This is a genomic window from Peptoniphilus duerdenii ATCC BAA-1640 (genome assembly GCF_000146345.1).
GTDB classification, from domain to species: Bacteria; Bacillota; Clostridia; order Tissierellales; family Peptoniphilaceae; genus Peptoniphilus_B; species Peptoniphilus_B duerdenii.
On the sequence record NZ_GL397071.1, the window covers coordinates 1854336 to 1872894 of the forward strand.

Sequence of the window (18559 nt, forward strand, 5' to 3'; positions counted from 1 at the left end):
CTCCTCTTTTTTTATTATTCTTCGTCTTCTTTTTTCTTTCTTTGTAAAAATGCTAGCGCTGAAGCAGCAAGACCAGCAATGCCTACATATCCATCGATTCCTGCATCGTAAGTCTTAGGTGCTTTTGAATAATCGTTTATATTTGTATTTGATTTAGCTTTTTTACCTTTTATAGTTTCAGAATATTTGTTTTTAGAAACATAATATTCTCCAAGTTCTTCTGGTGATTTTTCAGTTTTACTAGTTTGTTCAAGTTTATCTGAAGTTTCTCCACTTGGATTACTTTTAGCTTCACTAGATTTTTCTTGTTCAGATTCTTTATCTGATTTATCTTGTTCAGCCTTTCCTGTTTCTTTATTTTCAGAATTTGAAGAATTGTTGTCTTTTTTATTAGATTTGTTATCGTCGGATTGTTCTCCTGGATTTACATTTTCATTAGGTTTGTTATGATTTTCTTCTCCAAGATTTTCTTCATTTGGTTTTCCTGGTTTGTTATCTTCTGATTTTTCTGGTTCAACGGGAACTGGGCACATATTTTCAGTTGGCTTTGTCCCTACTCTTACAATCTTATTAACTGGAGCTTGCTTACTTGTCTCATCTTCCACACTTACAAATTTTCCAAGTTCTTTATCAAAGTAGGTTTTTACCGTTACGCTACCATTTTCGCCTGGTTTAGTTGGATCCTCTACAACAGTTCCAGCATCAATAGTATTGTCATAAACATATTCTGTGTTAAATGGAATTTCTACTATCTTTTCTACTGGTTTCGTACCGATCTTTACAATTTCTTTAACTGGTTCTTTTGTTCTCTCTTCTTTAGAGTACTCTTTATCAGCTAATACTCCATTTGTGTATTTTTGTGTAACAGTTTCCTTGGATTCTCCATTTACACCTTTTTGAGCGAGTTTTTGAGTTCCTGCATCCATTGTGTCATCATAATGAATTTCTCTTTCAAACGGAATTGTCTTTTCTATTGTGTGAGTAAATTCTCCAGTAAAATCTTTTGTACCAACAATAATTTTTTGTTTTGCTGGGGTTACAACAACTTTTTCTTCTGTACTAACTTTACCAGTTTCTGGATCATATTTATTGACAATCTTTCTTTCAACCTTACCAGGAGTTAATTCTCCCTTATTTACAGTTCCTTTATATAAAGTATTATCTTCAACATATTCTACATCAACTTTTACATCATCATTATAGTTTTCGTTGTTTGTCTCAACCTTTGTACCTACAACTATGACTTCGTTAATAGGAGCTTTGTATTTGTCTGTTACTTCTCTTGTATTTAAGTCCCCGTCAAACTTACCATTAATAAGATTCCTGTAATACTCAGTTGTCTTGCTGCCTGCTTGTCCAGGAGTTTCTACACGAGTTGTTCCAGCTACCATAGTATCATCATATTTTATTTCTACCTTATATGGTATTTCTTCTGTAATTTCCTTAGAGATGTGTTCTGTTACAGTCTTTGTACCAACTTTAATAATACGATTTACAGGTTGTGTTTCACTTACAACTTCTTCTTTTATTTCACCTGGGACACCATTTTCGAATTTTTGAGTATATTTAACTGTCTTAGATCCCCTTACACCTTTTTGAACTTCTTTTGTTTCTCCTACTGGTAAATTTTGATCTTCTTCAACTATTGTTATATATTTTGTTTCTTCTGTCACTTCATGACTTGACTCACCAGTGAATTTTTGATCTCCAACCCTTATTATAGCCTTAACAGGGTCAGTTTTATAGACTTCTGGTTCTCCTACAACTTGTGAATTTTCAATTTTATAAGTTGTAGTTTTACTGCCAGCTTTACCTTCTTTGTCAACTACCTTTTCCCCTGGTTTTAATGTAGGGTCAAATTTAATTTCATATTCAAAAGGAATTTCTTCTTCGTGAACTATTGTACTTTCGGTCTTAGTGCCGATTAGCATCTTTTTGTTTTTCGCTTCTTTAGTTATTTCTTTAGTTGTAGTTATTTCTCCAGTTTCAGGATTCCTGCTTGTAGTAATTGTTACTTCGCCATCTTCACCTTGTTCTTTTAACTGCATTGTGCCTTTTTCCAAAGAATCGCTAGTTTCATAATCAGTATCAGCTGGTATTGTTACAGTAGTTACTGCTGGTTTTGTACCAATTCTAATTTCTGCATCAACTTTCTCAGTTATTGTTTTAGTTTCAACAGCTTCCTTGTCTTTTACAAAATTACCGTTTTCGTCAATGATTCCTTTTTCACCGTTAATTACTACTTGTTTGAAAGTGGTTTCAGTTTCCCCAACTCGACCTTCAGTTTTTACAACCTTACCTATTTCTAGGGTGTCATCGTAAATTACTTTGGTTTCAAAAGGTATTTTACTATTGAAAGTTTTAGATACTTCTTGTTGATACTTAGGTCTGGCGATAAATTGCGCCTTTACAATTTCTTCTTTCTCTTCGCCGGTTTTTTCATCCTTGTAATTTACCTTGACATTGACATAGAGGTTTTCTCCGCCCTTAATGTCGGCATCTTCAGGGACTACTGCTGTTACCACACCGGTTTTGGGATCTACTTTAATATCTGTCCATTCGTTACCTGCACTATCTTTGTATTTACTACCATCTTCTGGCATTACTAATTCATAAGATTCTGGTTGATTTTTCTTGGTTGCTGCCTCATCATTTGGTAGCTCTGGTGTTTGAGTTACAGTATCTCCCTTATAACCAATCTCTGCATGATATTCTGGGCGGTTATTATCAGATTCTTGTACGACAAAGTGGAACCAGTGAACATCTGTTGAACCGTTGGTGTAGGTGTATTCTACTGGTATTGCAACAAAGTCTCCTGCCTTGGCAGATTTTGGTGGAGTAACAGTAAATCTAGAAATGTCATTAGGATTAACATCTACCTTCCACTTATCCTTCTCTTCCTTGCCTTCATTTTCTCTATTGACAAAGTCTAATTTTATAATACCTGCAGCTTCTCCTCTATCTTCAGCTGCATTCATTTCTACATCTGACTTGTCTTCTTCTCTTGGGTTTGTTGGCTGTTGAATGTCAACTACAAATTTTTTGCCAGGTACCACATTAGAATATGTGTGCTCTGATGTAACATCTCCATTTTGATCAACGAATCTTTGGTCGTAGTAACGAGTGTCATCAAGGTTTAGCTTGAAGTTCCCGATTAGGTTGTAGTGGTCGTAGCGGTCGATGCCTTGCTTATCAATTTTGACATCTTCCCCCTTGTGGTTGATGATGTCAGACCCTGCCCCTGTTTCTACATAGGTTCCTGTTTCGCCATAATCATCCGGTGTTTCAGCAATAGCTTTAAATTCTTCTAAAGTTCTTGGACGAGCAAAGAATTTAACATCTAGGTTTTGAAGGGCTTTGTAGTCTGGACTATTAAAAATAGATTTCTTATCTACGATATATTTGCCATTTTCATCCTTCTTGAGAGCACCCTTAGGCATTTGGATGTGGATATTGCCGTCATCGCCGATATAGGCACTTGCTCCTGGAACAATCGCTCCTGTAATAGGGTTATAGACTTGACCTACTAGTCTATCCTTGGCGTTTGCGTCAATATTGTCTACCTTAACACCCGTGTCAATGTCTTGGCCTTGGACAAATACCTTTTTATTGTATTCGCCGCTTAGCTTCATAAGCTCTAGCTTATCATTTTCATTTGGCCATGGATTGACCTTGTAGCCTAAAGCGAAGTTATCTCCAAAAAACTTAACTCTTGGGTTATCTTGAGTGTAATTGTCTTTCATACCGAAAGATGTGGAGGAGTTATCCTTGTTGTTAATATGCCTTAAGGTTTCTTCACTTGCTTCATAGTTCAAGTTCCTTTGCTTTCCAGAAGCGGTTATTTCTCCTTTTTCATCTGGCGTAAATGTTACATCAGGGGATTCAGGAGTTAATTTATCTCTCTGATCCATCATAGTTTTTTCGCCTAATTCTGCTGGTACAAGTCCAGAATCTGTAACATAAACCTTAGTATAGGTTCTTTGACCGGTCTTCTTGTCGATGGTGATTTGATAACCATATTCAGTCTTACTTGGCGATTCTGCTGATGGGTTTTTAAAGTCAACTTTAAATCCGTCTTTTATCTGCTTCTCATCAGTATTATTGAGTTCCTGATTTACATTTCCCGGTTGTAAATCCGTTTCCTTATAACGTTCAGATTCATTGTAGTCTTGGATTTTCTTTTCATCTTCACCATAATTTGGATCATCTGCTTTTTGAAGATTTTTATCTTCTTTATTTTGCTCTCCAACTTCTCCTGTCTTTTGAGCTTCTTCTTTCTTCTCTTCAGATATTTCTAATTTTTCTTCTTTTTCTTCTTTATTTTCTTTATTTTCTAAATTTTCTGTTTGAGGTTCTTTTGAAACTGATTTTTCATCTACTGTTCTATCCTCATTTTTTACCATTTCTCTATGGTCTTCAGTAGATTTATCTTCATTTAGAACACTTACAATTTCTTTATCATTTTCTTTTGAATTTTTATTTATAGATTCATTTTCTTCTACTATATTTGCAGAAGATCTACTTGTGCTTGTAGCTTCTAATCCTTCTTGGTTAGAAACTGCTTCTACTTTTTGTATAGCATATTCTTCATCTTTTTTGTCATCTCTCCGAGACAAAACCTCTCCTACTATTTCAGTTCTTGGTGCACTAGTTGCTCCAACACTTACTTCTTTTGCGTAACCCACTCCAGGTATTAGCACTATTGCTCCTAAGAACACAGGTACTAAACCTACACTTAGTTTACGCATGCCGTATTTTGGTTTTGTATTTGCAGATTTTTCTTTTTTCTTATTCACAACGTCTTTTAATCTTTCCATTTTCTCATCCTTTCTTTTCATCATGTCAATAAATTTTAAAATTTGAAATCTTAAAATTTTGCGTGCAATGTTTAATTGTTACCCGACATTTTAAAGAAATTAACATAAATTTTCGAAAAACGCTAACTGTTTAACTTAAAGATGGGGTTTTTTCAAGGATTTTTACCTATAAAAATTTTTTTAAAAAATATTTTGTCATTTCATAAACGTTTCATAATTTACCTATAGAATTGATGTATAAGCTATTGGGAAATAGATTTTATCCCGACAGATTACTTTTAAATTTTAGGAGGAAATATGAAAAAGAATTTACTTAAAACATTATCTCTTGTACTTACTATCTGTTTAAGTTTAAGTACAGTTGGTTGCCAAAAGAAAGATGGCAATGCAAAAAATAACAAAGAAGTCAAAACTAACGAATCTGGTATGTCTTTTGAAGCTAATCAAAAAGACAATAACGAAACTTTCAAGCCTGCTGACTACTGTCTACAACCTAAGGACGAATACACCTACGAATTTCTAGGTCTTAAGTTCAAGTTAAACGACAAGATTCTAGAAGGTATGAAGAACAAAGATGTTGCGATGCTAGATGACCAAAGTCCTATTGACCAAGATTTAAAGTATGCCATGTTAACTTTTAGTTCTCTTACTGAAGAACAAAAGAACGCAGAAATAAATAAGATGGGTGAAGGTTATGTTGAATGGCAAAACAGCCTTGAAAGAATCGGAACTCTTGGTATGTTCAAGAAAGGCACTTCCGAAGATGAAATTTCTAAAATTACTAAGTGTGATACTCATAAAATGATTGGAACTTCTTCTGACGGAGAATTTGAATACTACCTAAGCACAAATAAAGCTAGCAAATTTGCTGAAGAACTAGATAAGACTGAAGTAAATATTATTGATAAAAAGGCTAGACCTGAAAATGGTTTTGTCCTAGCTGAAAAGACTGATCTTGAAAACACAGTTCCATTTGGCGGAGAAGGTGTAACTGATCTAAGTAATATCGTAACTAAAGATATCGAAGGCAAAGAATTTTCTAAGGCTGATTTCGAAAAATACGACCTAACCATGGTAAATGTATTTGCAACCTGGTGTACTGCTTGTGTTAAAGAAATCCCTGATCTAGTTAAACTTCAAGAAGAAATGAAGTCTAAAGGCGTTAATATCGTTGGAATCGTAACTGATACTGTAGATGATAACGGAGAAAATAAAGACGCTATCGAAAAATCAAAAGTTATTCACGAAAAAACTAATGCAAACTATCCATTCCTAATGCCTGATAAGACTAACTTCAACGGAAGACTTAACGGCATCCAAGCTCTACCAGAAACTTTCTTCGTAGATAAGAATGGAAAGATTGTTGGAGAAACTTATTCTGGTTCTCACAATTTCAATGACTGGAAAGAAATCGTTGAAAAAGAACTTGCAAATTTAAATAAATAAAATAAATATAATGAAAAAGATAATTAAGAGTCGCTACTTTACTCTTCTCATTCTTGTAACGAGTGTGGCTATGACCTACTACGGATACCAAAATGGAGAAGTTAAAGTAGTGCTTGAAAAAGCCATAAGAATTTGTATGGAGTGTATCGGCATTGGATAATATTAAAACAGAAAAAAAGTTTAAATCCAAAAAAGAAATCTATAAGACTAGAGACAATTTTAGACATTGTTTTCAATTTCTCTGGTTTATGATCACCAATTCATTCTTTGAAGGATTTAAAACTGGAAAAATATATACTGGAAAACTAAAACAGCTTTGCGTTCCCGGCATGAACTGCTATTCATGTCCGGGAGCCAAAGGCTCCTGTCCCATCGGTTCTCTCCAAGCGGTAATAGGAAATTCTAATTATAAGTTTAGCTACTATGTAGTTGGTTTTCTATTCTTCATAGGAGCACTCATGGGTAGGTTTGTCTGCGGGTGGCTATGCCCCTTCGGACTAATCCAAGATCTACTCTACAAAATTCCTGGATTTAAAAAGATTAAAACTTTTAAATACGATAAATATTTAAGAAGATTGAAATATTTCATACTAATTGTATTTGTCATAATTCTACCCCTATTCCTAGTGGATGTACTTGGCCAAGGCTCACCATACTTCTGTAAGCTCATATGCCCTGTCGGCATGTTGGAAGGCGGTATACCTCTAGTACTTCTAAATAAAACTATGAGGTCTGCCATTGGATTTTTATACTATTGGAAAGGCGCTATACTTATTGGTACCATCCTACTTTCAATAATAGTCTATAGACCTTTCTGCAAGTACATCTGCCCACTAGGAGCAATCTATTCACTTTTCAATCCAATCTCCATGTTTAGATATAGACTGGATAAGGATAAATGTATAAATTGCGGCAAATGTGCAAGAGTTTGCCAAATGAATGTAAATCCAGTTGAAAATTGCAATAGTTTAGAATGTATAAGATGTGCAAGGTGTAAGAATGCATGCCCTGTACACGCAATAGACTATAGTTTTAAAAACTAATTATTAGAAAAGAGATGTTAACATAAAAGAATCATGGTTATAACTATGGTTCTTTTTTTTATACATATCAAAATCCACACAATTAATCTGTTTTTTAGTATAATAATTATAAGTAAAGGAGGTATTATGAAAATATTAGTAGTTGAAGATGACCGTACCATAAGAGAAGGTATAAGTGAATATTTGAGCGAATTTAACTATACTGTCCTTGAGGCGAAGGATGGAAAAGAAGCATTACAAAAGTTTGGTCCATCTATAAACCTAGTCATTTTAGATATTCAAATACCTTTTATAAGTGGACTTGAAGTCTTAAAAGAAATCAGAAAAACGAGTAGTCTTCCAGTGCTTATGCTCACTGCATTTAACGATGAAGAATACAAAATAGATGCCTTTACAAATTTGGCAGACGGATATATGGAGAAGCCATTTTCTCTACCGGTTTTAAAAGCAAGAATTGATTCACTGATTAAGAAAAGTTACAAAGATGTAGAGCTCTTTGAATATAAAGATACAGAGGTAAACTTCACCAGCTACACCGCCAAGGTGGACGGAAAAAGTATAGACGTAAATGCCAAGGAGCTAGAAATACTAAGATGTCTACTTGATAACGAAGGAAGAGCGCTTACAAGGTCTCAAATCATAGATAGTGTTTGGAAAGAAACGGAAGAAATCCCATTTGACAGAGTCATAGACGTGTATGTAAAAGAGCTTAGAAAAAAACTAAAACTCGATTGTATAGTAACCATTCGAAATGTGGGATATAAATTGGAGAGAATATGAAAAATATAAAGATATTTCCAAAGATGTTCATACAGATTTTTTCTGTACTAGGAATCATAACTATTCTAACCCATTTACTTGTGTTCTTTATATTTCCAAAGACATATCTTGAGACAAGAAAAGAAGAAATTTTCACGAGAGCCAACGAAATTTCTGCCAGCATGGATGGTAGAAAGATAGAAAATATAGAAGAAGCTTTAAAATTATATTCCGATAGCAGCGAAATAAAAGCCTATATAAAATCTAAAGAAAACGAAAATGAAATCCCGGTTGGAGATATAAATATTGATCTAGAGGGCTCAAACAACTCTCTAATTCTCGAAGAAAGAGAGATCAGCCTCGATACAGGAGAAAAGGTTGAGTTGCAATTCATATCTTCAAAAGATATGCAGAAAGAGGCGAAGAATCTGAGTTTTAAATTTCTTCCCTATTCCCTTTCCGCTTCAATTCTATTTTCAGCGATAGTTTCGCTTATCTATGCAAGAATGATTAAAAATAATATACAAGAGATAAAAAATGTCACAGACAAGATGATGGAGCTAAATCGTCAGGTCAGACTAAAGGTGGACTCAAAAGATGAAATGGGGCAGCTTAAAGAGCAGATAAATAGCCTCTACTCCACTCTTTTAAAATCCATCGACGATGTGGAAATAAAAAACTCAGAAATTTTAAAATTAGAAAAATTAAAATATGACTTCTTAAAAGGATCCTCCCACGAACTCAAAACTCCACTTGCAAGTCTTAAGATAATCCTTGAAAACATGAAGTACAAAATTGGAAAATACAAGGACAGAGACCATTATATCGACGAATGCATAGAAATTGCCGACGAACTCTCCCAAAATATTTCTCAAATACTCACCGTTTCATCTTTAGAAAATTTAAAGGACGATGAAGAAGAAGTAAAGGTTTCTGAAATCTTGGATGGAGTTTTAAACAAGTATGAACTCATGGCGAACCAAAAACATATTAGAATAAAAAATAATATTTCCGAAGAGAATATATATATTGGAAGGACCGCCCTTCGAATAATCCTATCCAATTTAATTTCCAATGCAGTTAAATATTCCGACGAATATGGTACTATATATATAGGATCAGAAAAAGGACATCTATACATCGAAAACACTTATGAAAATAAAAGTAGTATCGATATAGATAAAATCTTTGATGTAAACTTTGATCTTAGCAAGAAGAATAGCAATGGACTGGGGCTCTATATAGTTAGTAGTCTTCTTAAAAACTACAAGATTAAGTATAGAGCAACCCAAGACGATTCAAGTTTTAAATTTGAAATAGAGTTAAATAGATAAGGAGAAAAAAATGTTTATATTAGAATTATATCAAGATGGAATAAGCACAGAGCTAGGACTATTTGACACCATAGAAGAAGGAAGAAAATTTGTATCTCAATTTAAAGGATACAAATTTGAAGAGATAGACGGATTTGAATACGAAACTATAAAGCTAGATTCAATCTCAGACTATATGGAACTAGAAATAAATGGCAACATAGTACCACTAACTAAGTTTATGTTTACAGAAGATGGAGACATAGAAGTATATTGGAAAGAAATTCCAAACCTATCTAAAAAAGGAAAAGGAATCGTAGAAGGTGCAACGAGAGTAGATGCCTACACAGTAGCGAATTCAGATTTAAGAGAATATATCGAAGCGAGAGAAAATAATTATTTAGAAGTAAAGAAAAATCTAGAAAATAAAGGCTACCAAGTAGAAAGAGCCTACTTCGGATCAGAAGACGGAGAAGCAATCCTATATAGAAAAAAAGATTCAGAAGATTGGCACTTCTTAACCCATATGGATCCAGAATTCACAGAAGAATTCGATTTAGATGAACTTTTAGAAATGGTAGAAGAAGATAAAAATTAAAATAAAGATTAAAAACCACCTTAGTGACGATTAAGGTGGTTTCTTTTATTTTATTATTTTTAAATAGTTTTTTTGTTTAGATTTTTAAGCGAATATAATCCTATTGATATTAAAGCTACATAAATTACTATTCCAATTGGGCTTAGTCCCTGGTCTAGTATCGGCACCATCACCAACGAATTGTTTACAGCGTGAACTATGATTGAGGATTTGATGGATTTTGTCTTGTAATAAACATATCCTAAAACCAGTCCCATAAAAAATGTATTCGGAGTCTGTAAAATATTGAAATGGTAAATTCCAAAAACTAACGCCGTTAAAAATATTGTCATCTTCAGAGAGGTTTCTTTCTTCAATTCCTCAAACAAAACTCCTCTGAAAAGTATCTCTTCAACTATTGGTGCTCCAAAGACAACTGCAAAAATAATTATTATCCCGTCCAAAGGTCCATTTACTTTAAATACACTTTCCATTAGATCGTTGGCAGATTTTAAAAGCTCAGAGCCGGCAAATACTTTAGTTATTATATTTGTAAACATAATTCCAAAACCGACAGTGCCTAGTCCAACTCCTACTAATTTAATCGGTTTGTCGATCTTTTCTATTTGGATATATCTTCTATTTAATTTAGCAACAAAAGCTTTGTTCCTCTTTTTTATAAAAAATGTTAAAATAATCATCTTCAAAATTTGTCCAGCTAGAATTCCATAGGCTGCAAAATCTTTAGAATTTAATATGTTGCCAGTTTTAATATTAGAAATAAATCCAGGAACAAACAATCCTACAATTGCATCTATAAATATATTAAAAATTAAAAATCCTATGATTATTAGAAATGTTTTTATAAATCTTTTAGTTTTTTCCATATCTTTCCCTCCTTTTGTAAAACTTTCTCTTATAAATCATTATAATAGATACCTATATGAAAAAACCACCTTTACGGTGGCTTTTGCTGTTAGTATGGAAATTTTATTTTATCAAATTTTGAACTCACAAATATAATTTAGAATACAAAATTATTTATCGTTTACTTTAAGTTCAAGTACATCAGGACGAGCATAATGACCGATAGCGTCATGTTCCATTTTGCAAGCAGAAACCAAATTCATATCAAGTTCTGCAAAAATTATTTTTTCTTCATCCCACACAGGCTTTGTTAAATAATGTCCATAAGGATCAATTATACAGCTTCCACCTCTACATACAAATTCCGGAAGTTTAGATATAGCATCGTACTCACACAAATCAGAAGGATATGAACTGCGTCTGATAATCATATCTGCATTTACAAAGAAACATTTCCCCTCTATTGCAATGTGTTGAATAGTAGCTTGCCACTCAGGATTGTCATTGGTATTTGGTGAAATATAAATTGTAATACCCTTTTGATAAAGTGCCACACGAGCAAGTGGCATATAGCTTTCCCAACAAATCATGCTACCTATTGGTCCCCATGGTGTTTCAGTAATAGGAAAATAATCCTTGTTTGCATCTCCCCACACTACACGTTCAGAGCCTGTTGGTTTTAATTTTCTGTGTACTTTATATGATCCATCTGGTTCAAAAATAACATTGCTATTGTAGAGCGTTCCGCTTACGGCATCTCTCTCAGAAAAACCAATGCTTACATATGCCCCTGCCTTTTTCGCAGACTCTGAGAGCTTTTGAAACTCGGTATCTCCAACTACAATGGAGGCATCGTAGTATCTCTTCCAGTCCTTTCTGCCATCCTCATTTCGTTTCCCAACGCTAAATCCGAAATTCATCCCAACAGGATATCCTGGAATAAATAGTTCCGGGAAAACAATTAATTCTGAATTTTGGCTAGCAGCTTCATCAATATATTGAAGCACCTTTTCAAGGGATGCACTTTTATTAAACATAACTGGTTCCGCTTGTACTAATGCGATTTTACAAGTGTTATTTATATTCTTCATACCAGAAATTTTTCTCCTTATATAATTTAAAATTATTTACAACAACATAATATTATAGTGTTTTTTCCTTTGCAATAAACTAGATTTAATTCACCAACATAAAGATAACTTATATAACCAAATCTTTCTATTTTCTCTTCTAAAGTTTGTCAGAAGTTTAGTTATTGATTCCACTATAAGCCTTTTAATCCTAATTAATAGAGCTTTCCTCTAGGATAAAAGTTTTAAATGCCAACGAATATTTCCACTATTTTTCTTATTTTATCTAGTATAGATTCTTTCTTCTTTTCTCTAGCTCCTTGCCTACGGGAAGTCGGCGGGATTAGTCCGTCGAGTTCATCTCCTGCAGACTCAACGTAACCTCTCTTTATAGCTTTTTCAATGAAGCGGTTAGATCCATCCTTCAACTTTTCTTCTTCTACAATTCTTTCTATGTTTTTTTCTTTTTCTTTCCTTGCAAATGCGTAGAAAGATTCCAAAATATCATCTGTATTTTTAAGTTCAGACAGTCTCGTATGATTTATAAAATCCATAACAAGACCTTCTTTTGCCCTCGTGCCAAGACTAGACCTTATAACTCTTCTTACTTCTGCCTTTAGACTTTCTATATCGTTATTTTCTTTAGATTTTTCAAGAATTAGCGCTAAGATATAGTCCAAATTTATTTCGTCAGTCTTAAGAAGATCAATTTGGAATTCCACATCTGAGAAATCTATTCCAGTTTCACCATCTGTCGAACTTGGTTTCCTCAAAGAATTTTCTCTTATATCCACATAGACACTTCTCATATCCTGCATAAGTCTATCGGAAATTATATTGTCAAAGTTTTCGAACTCATCGAAGTTCTTTAAAATATTTTCTGCTTTTAAAAGTTCGCCAAATAGCTGTGCAAATTCTTTTTTGTCCGCATCTAGGACTATTTCTGTAGGATCAGGGAATTTCGCTACGATTTCTTCGCAAATATCTACATAACCTTTGGTGATTTTGCCGGTTTCTTCATCGGTGAATCCATGCATATAATCATCATAGCTCTTTTCCAAGATGATATTCACACTATTTTCATCGCCAAAAGTTTTAATAGCATCCTGTGTCGCCTTTTCCAAATCTCTAAAACAAACTATGTTTCCAAAGGACTTAACCTTATTTAAAATTCTATTTGTTCTCGAAAAAGCTTGGATAAGACCATGATATCTAAGGTTTTTATCTACAAACAAAGTATTTAAAGTTGGCGCATCAAATCCGGTTAAAAACATCCCCACTACGATTACTAAATCTATTTCCTTGTTCTTAACTTTTAAAGAAAGATCCTTGTAATAGTTTTGGAAGTCACTACCTTCTGTAGAAAAATTGGTTTTAAAATATCCGTTGTAGTCTTCTATAACCTTGTCCAAAAATTCTTTGCCAGTAAGTTCCATTGCAGAAGGATCGAAATTTTCCTCTGTTATTTCTCCAATAGCAGATTGTTCTTCATTAGGAGCAAAACTAAAAATCGTTCCAACCTTTAACCTCTTCTCTTCTGGAAGAGATGCTTGTTGTCTTGCAAACTCTTCGTAGTATAGTTTCGCAGCATCTATACTCTGTACAGCAAACATGGCATTAAAACCATTTATTCTTCTATGTTTTAAATCGTAATATTCATTTCTGTGAGTCTTCGTGTCAAATACTCTTAAAATATACTTGGTAATCTCTGCGATTCTCTCTGGATGTAGGAGCATCTTATTTTCAATCTTCTTTAGCTCGCGCTCATCCTCTTCCATCTCAGCAGATTTGAATTTCGGAGTGATATTGTTGTAATCAACCTTGAATTTCAAAACCTTGCCGTCCCTAATCGCATCTGTGATTACATAAGAATGGAGTTGAGCTCCAAATATACCAGCAGTAGTCTCTCCATTTAGAGAATTTTCCGCAAATATAGGAGTGCCAGTAAAACCAAATTGGTAGTATTTTTTAAAAGATTTTCTAATATTTTTCTGAGCATCGCCAAATTGCGAACGGTGACACTCATCATAAATAAGCACACATTGCTTGTTATAGATTTCATGACTCGGATACTTCTTTACAAATTCATTTAGCTTTTGAATAGTAGTTACAACTATTCTATTGTCCGATTTTTCAATTGAGCGTTTAAGCTCCTTGGTATCCTTGCTTCCATTTACACTGTCCGGTTGAAATCTCTGATACTCCTTCATAGTTTGATAGTCCAAATCTTTTCTATCTACTACAAAGAATACCTTGTCTATAAAATCTAAATCAGTAGCAAGCCTAGCAGCCTTAAAAGAAGTAAGAGTCTTGCCAGAACCAGTGGTGTGCCAAATAAATCCACCAGCCTCTGCTCTGCCGAACTTCTTCGCTTCATAGCTTGATTTTATCTTCCAGAGGATTCTCTCAGTTGCAGCGATTTGATAGGGTCTCATGATGAGAAGAGTATCGCTAACATCAAAAACACAGTACTTAGTAAGCACCTCTAAAAGAACACGCTTTTCAAAAAAAGTTTTCGTGAAATCTTCTAGATCGCAGATGACTTTGTTCTTTGCATCCGCCCAATCACAAGTAAATTCATAATTATCTTTATTCTTTGCAGTAGTGTTTGCAAAGTATTTTGTATAAGTTCCATTTGAAATTACAAAAATCTGGATGTACATGTATAGAGAACCGTCACTATTGAAGCTTTCTTTTACATATCTATGGATTTGGTCATAAGCTTTATGTAAGCTTCCACCTCTTTTTTTAAGCTCAATATGCACAAGAGGAAGACCATTCACAAGAATAGTCACATCATAGCGATTGCTGTGAGTCCCCTTTTGTGCAAATTGGTTTAGAACTTGAAGATAATTGTTAAATATGTTTTTCTTATCGATGATCTTTATATTTTTAAGAGTTCCATCGTCGAAAGTGAAATCGTAGATGTAGTTATCCTGAATCTTTCTCGTCTTATCAATCATCCCATCGTTTGGAGCGTCCAAGTATTCAACTAGAAATCTATTCCATTCAGAATCCGAAAAAGTAACACCATTTAACCTCTCAATCTGAACCTTTACATTTCTATACATCTCCTCTTTGGATTTAAACTTCACATGCTCATAGCCTTGGGAAACTAAATTTTCAATAAGTTTCCTTTCGAGATCCGCTTCACTCTGGTATCCAGGATCCCTAACATCCAAATCTTTTTTATAATTAGCAAGGATAATCCCGTTAGGCATCTCTGCAATCGTAGACGTATTATAATTTGCAATTATATCGGACATAAAAACTCCTTTCTATCTAGGAAAATCTAAAAGTTTCTCTCTGTAGTATTCATATTGTTTCTGTCTTAGCTCAATCTCTTTAGGTAATCCTTCGTTAATATCATTTATTAAACTATCGAACTTATCAAGAATAGAAACCACATATTCTTGAACATAAAGTGGTGGGACTAAAATCTCATAATCCATAATCTTTGCTTTATTTCCTCTCGGCATTTTTGCCCCTTTTGAATGTTTTATATCATAATCAAAAAATTGTTCACTAGATAAAACTTGGTATAAATATTTTGATAATAAATTATTATTAAATGAATCTTTTTTTCTTATAACAAGAACATCTGGACTTGCTCCGCCTTCAATGTCAGAAATCCATATTTTTCTTAAATATGGTCTTATATTTCCTATTAAAATATCTCCTTCTCTAAATAAGTTAAAGCTTCCACTAGTTGGAACATTTTTTGAGTCCACTTTTCCAAGTTTATTTTTTAATAAATTATCAACTCCTACATAATTTGTTTCATTTAACTCTGTAATATTAATTTTATTATTAGAATAAGTCGTTATATCTTTTAAAGATAATTTTTTTAATTGACCCATTTTAATTCCTGCTATATCGCAAGCTTCCATCAATATATCAAAATAGCTACTAGAAATTAATTGTGTGTGTGTGTGTGTGTGTTTACCACTTTATCATCAAAATTAAACAGTTTTTCTCTGTAAAATTCATATTGTTTTTGTCTCTGTTCTATTTCTTGTGGCAACAATCCTTTAGTTTCAGAAACTAAAGATTGAAATTTATCTAGGATTTCTACTATCTTTTTTTGTAGTTCAATAGTTGGAACTAAAATTTCTATTTTTTTAATCTCATCTCTAGATATTCTAGGTATACTTGCTTTTCTAACTTTGGATTTAATCATGTTCTGCTTATTTAATAAGTAGTAATAAATATATTTATTTACTACACTAGAGCTATCTATTACAAATACATCATCCGCCGCCCAAAAATCTTCTTCAGCGTAAAAAATATCTCCTGCTGCACCAGCAGAAATTAAACATGTTTTATCGCCAGAAAAATTATTCATATGATAGTATCCTAAAGGTTTTAAGCTATTTTGAAAAACAGGAAATCTTCCCTTTTCTTCAAGATCACTGCGAACCAATCTCCTCCCTCTTGTAATTGTGGCAATATCTTTTAATTTTATTTTTTCAAAAGAGTTATTATAGTTATTAAATATCTTCTCTGATGTTTTACACAAATACTCTCTACTTAAAATTTGATCTCTATAGTACTCATACTGTTTAACCCTAGCTTGTAACTCAACCTGTAATTCAGTGACATACTCTGTAAAATTGTCGAGTATTTTTACAATTTTTTCTTGAGTTTCTATTGATGGAATTGGTATTTCTGTTTTTTTCAACAATGAAAAATGCCTCATATAGTTTCCTTTCATTTCATAGAAATTTAAAATAGCATGATAAAGATATCTTGAATTTAAATACTCTTCATTTGTTTTTAATACCTTGATTCCATCTGCTCCCTGAACAAATTGAAAGTCTATATACTTTACACTTTCAGTATGATCTCCAAATATTACATATTTACTTTTTTCAAATGTTGCATTTTCATCATTAGTGTACCCCACAATTAATTTTTGACCTTGGTCTATAATGGGATATAATCCTTCGTCTAAATATTCCTTTTTCTTAATTTTTTTAATTGGTGAAATAACTTTAATTTCTTTTATATCACCAATTTTTTTCCACTCGACCTTTTCACCTTTTAATAGTTCATCTATCTTACTCATCTTCAAGCTCCTTTACTATTTCATTTATAGAAGCTCTTAGTTCGTCTATCTTCTTTACCGTTTCTTCTATTTCCTTGTTTAAAACTTTTATGTCTATCTTTTCTCTTGTGTCCTCTTTTTCTACATAGGTGGACACTGATAGGTTGTAATCATTTTCTACTATTTCTTCTACCGGCACATATCTTGAAAAATATTCTTTCTCATCTCTATTTCTAAATTCTTCTACTATTGCGTCGATATTTTTTTGTTCCAAGATATTGTTGTTGGTTTCTTTTTTAAATTCCTTGCTCGCGTCTATAAATAGTATTTTATTTTCTGTTTTATTCTTAGCCATTACGAGTATACATGTGGCTATAGATGTTCCAAAGAAGAGATTTTCAGGAAGTTGTATTACGCAGTCGATGAAGTTGTTGTCTACGAGGTACTGTCTAATGGTTTTTTCTGCGCCTTTTCTATAAAATATTCCCGGAAAACATACGATTGCTGCTCTTCCCTTACTAGATAGGTATGATAGTGAGTGTAGGATAAATGCGTAGTCCGCATATGATTTCGGTGCCAATTTACCTGCAGGTGCAAATCTTTCATCGTTTATTAAAGTTGGATCTGCATCCCCTATCCATTTTATTGAATATGGTGGGTTTGAAACTATGGCATCGAATGGTTTTTCATCCTTATGTTTTGGTTGAAGTAATGTGTCCCCTCTCTTTATGGAGAAGTTGTTGTAGTTTACGTTGTGAAGAAACATATTCATACGAGCTAGGTTGAAATTGGTCATATTTATTTCTTGACCGAAAAATCCTTCGTCTATGATATGTTCTTCGAATTGTTTCTTCATCTGTAAAAGCAGAGACCCGCTCCCGCATGTAGGATCGTATGCCTTGTTTATACTGGTTTTGCCATCCATTACGATTCTTGCCAATAGTTTTGAAACTGTCTGTGGCGTGAAGAATTCTCCTCCAGACTTGCCTGCGTTGCTTGCATAGTTTGAGATTAAATATTCGTATGCGTCGCCGAATGCATCTATATCATTCTTTTGAAATTCTCCGAAGTTTATCTCCGCTATTCCTGTTAAAATATCTGCCAGTCTTTTATTTTTTTCAGGAACATTTCCTCCGAGTCTGTTGCTCTTGGTATCCACATCTTCAAACAGTCCTTTTATGTCGTCTTCTGATGGATATCCCACTGCACTTCCTTCTATGGCTTTGAATATATTTGCAAGATCTGTGTTCAAATTTTCGTTGGTTCTTGCATCTTTACAAACATTTACAAAAAGCTCGCTTGGTAAGATGAAAAATCCTTTGTCTTCTACTGTTCCCGGTCTGAAATCCCTCTCTGCTTCTTCGTCTGAGAGATCTGCATAATCAAAATCTAGATCTCCTGCTTCATGCTCTGCACTGTTGAAAAATTCTGTTATGTTTTCGGAGATAAATCTATAGAATAAAATCCCGAGTATGTACTGTTTGAAATCCCAACCATCGACAGCTCCTCTTACATTGTCTGCAATCGCCCATATCTTTCTATGTAACTCTGCCCTTTGCAATGATTCATTGTTCTGATTTTCTAAATTTGACATTTTCATCCCTCTTTATTTATTTTTAT

The 18559-nt window shown here is 33.4% G+C and carries 13 protein-coding genes; 6 read left to right on the forward strand and 7 right to left on the reverse strand.

Features of this window, described 5'->3' with window-relative positions; genetic code table 11:
• Positions 1-14 precede the first annotated feature (14 nt).
• The gene (locus HMPREF9225_RS08460; protein WP_050748297.1) at positions 15-4817 is read right to left on the reverse strand and encodes a G5 domain-containing protein; all 4803 of its coding nucleotides are present in this window, start codon (positions 4815-4817) and stop codon (positions 15-17) included.
• A 297-nt stretch (positions 4818-5114) separates the two neighbouring features.
• Between HMPREF9225_RS08460 and HMPREF9225_RS08465 the strand changes: the two genes are divergently transcribed.
• From HMPREF9225_RS08465 to HMPREF9225_RS08490, 6 genes are all read left to right on the forward strand, one after another.
• Positions 5115-6263, forward strand: a complete 1149-nt coding sequence (locus HMPREF9225_RS08465) for a TlpA family protein disulfide reductase (protein WP_008902526.1) — start codon at positions 5115-5117, stop codon at positions 6261-6263.
• Positions 6264-6270: 7 nt separating this feature from the next.
• On the forward strand, positions 6271-6423 hold the full coding sequence (locus tag HMPREF9225_RS10380) for a CD1871A family CXXC motif-containing protein (RefSeq protein WP_040551466.1): 153 nt from the start codon (positions 6271-6273) through the stop codon (positions 6421-6423).
• Complete coding sequence (locus tag HMPREF9225_RS08475) at positions 6416-7306, forward strand: 4Fe-4S binding protein (RefSeq protein WP_008902528.1); 891 nt, start codon at positions 6416-6418, stop codon at positions 7304-7306. The genes HMPREF9225_RS10380 and HMPREF9225_RS08475 overlap by 8 nt, the downstream gene beginning before the upstream one ends.
• A gap of 126 nt (positions 7307-7432) precedes the next feature.
• Positions 7433-8086, forward strand: a complete 654-nt coding sequence (locus HMPREF9225_RS08480; protein ID WP_040551468.1) for a response regulator transcription factor — start codon at positions 7433-7435, stop codon at positions 8084-8086.
• On the forward strand, positions 8083-9399 hold the full coding sequence (locus HMPREF9225_RS08485; protein ID WP_008902530.1) for a sensor histidine kinase: 1317 nt from the start codon (positions 8083-8085) through the stop codon (positions 9397-9399). Before HMPREF9225_RS08480 ends, HMPREF9225_RS08485 begins: the two co-directional genes overlap by 4 nt.
• Before the next feature lie 10 nt (positions 9400-9409).
• Positions 9410-9976 (forward strand): hypothetical protein, encoded by a 567-nt coding sequence (locus HMPREF9225_RS08490; RefSeq protein WP_008902531.1) that lies wholly within the window; start codon positions 9410-9412, stop codon positions 9974-9976.
• A 59-nt stretch (positions 9977-10035) separates the two neighbouring features.
• Here HMPREF9225_RS08490 and HMPREF9225_RS08495 read toward each other — a convergent pair whose 3' ends face one another.
• The 6 genes from HMPREF9225_RS08495 to HMPREF9225_RS08520 all read right to left on the reverse strand — a co-directional run bounded on the left by HMPREF9225_RS08495 (position 10036) and on the right by HMPREF9225_RS08520 (position 18533).
• On the reverse strand, positions 10036-10842 hold the full coding sequence (locus tag HMPREF9225_RS08495; RefSeq protein ID WP_008902532.1) for a CPBP family intramembrane glutamic endopeptidase: 807 nt from the start codon (positions 10840-10842) through the stop codon (positions 10036-10038).
• Between the two features lie 150 nt (positions 10843-10992).
• On the reverse strand, positions 10993-11913 hold the full coding sequence (locus tag HMPREF9225_RS08500) for a carbon-nitrogen hydrolase family protein (RefSeq protein ID WP_008902534.1): 921 nt from the start codon (positions 11911-11913) through the stop codon (positions 10993-10995).
• A 224-nt stretch (positions 11914-12137) separates the two neighbouring features.
• The gene (locus HMPREF9225_RS08505) at positions 12138-15158 is read right to left on the reverse strand and encodes a type I restriction endonuclease subunit R (protein WP_008902535.1); all 3021 of its coding nucleotides are present in this window, start codon (positions 15156-15158) and stop codon (positions 12138-12140) included.
• Between the two features lie 12 nt (positions 15159-15170).
• Positions 15171-15782 carry a restriction endonuclease subunit S gene (locus tag HMPREF9225_RS08510; protein WP_008902536.1) on the reverse strand — a complete coding sequence of 204 codons (612 nt, stop codon included), beginning with the start codon at positions 15780-15782 and terminating at the stop codon, positions 15171-15173.
• Positions 15783-15808: 26 nt separating this feature from the next.
• Entirely contained in the window at positions 15809-16960 is a 1152-nt protein-coding gene (locus HMPREF9225_RS08515; RefSeq protein ID WP_008902537.1) for a restriction endonuclease subunit S, read from the reverse strand.
• On the reverse strand, positions 16953-18533 hold the full coding sequence (locus HMPREF9225_RS08520) for a type I restriction-modification system subunit M (protein WP_040551470.1): 1581 nt from the start codon (positions 18531-18533) through the stop codon (positions 16953-16955). The genes HMPREF9225_RS08515 and HMPREF9225_RS08520 overlap by 8 nt, the downstream gene beginning before the upstream one ends.
• Between the last annotated feature and the right edge of the window lie 26 nt (positions 18534-18559).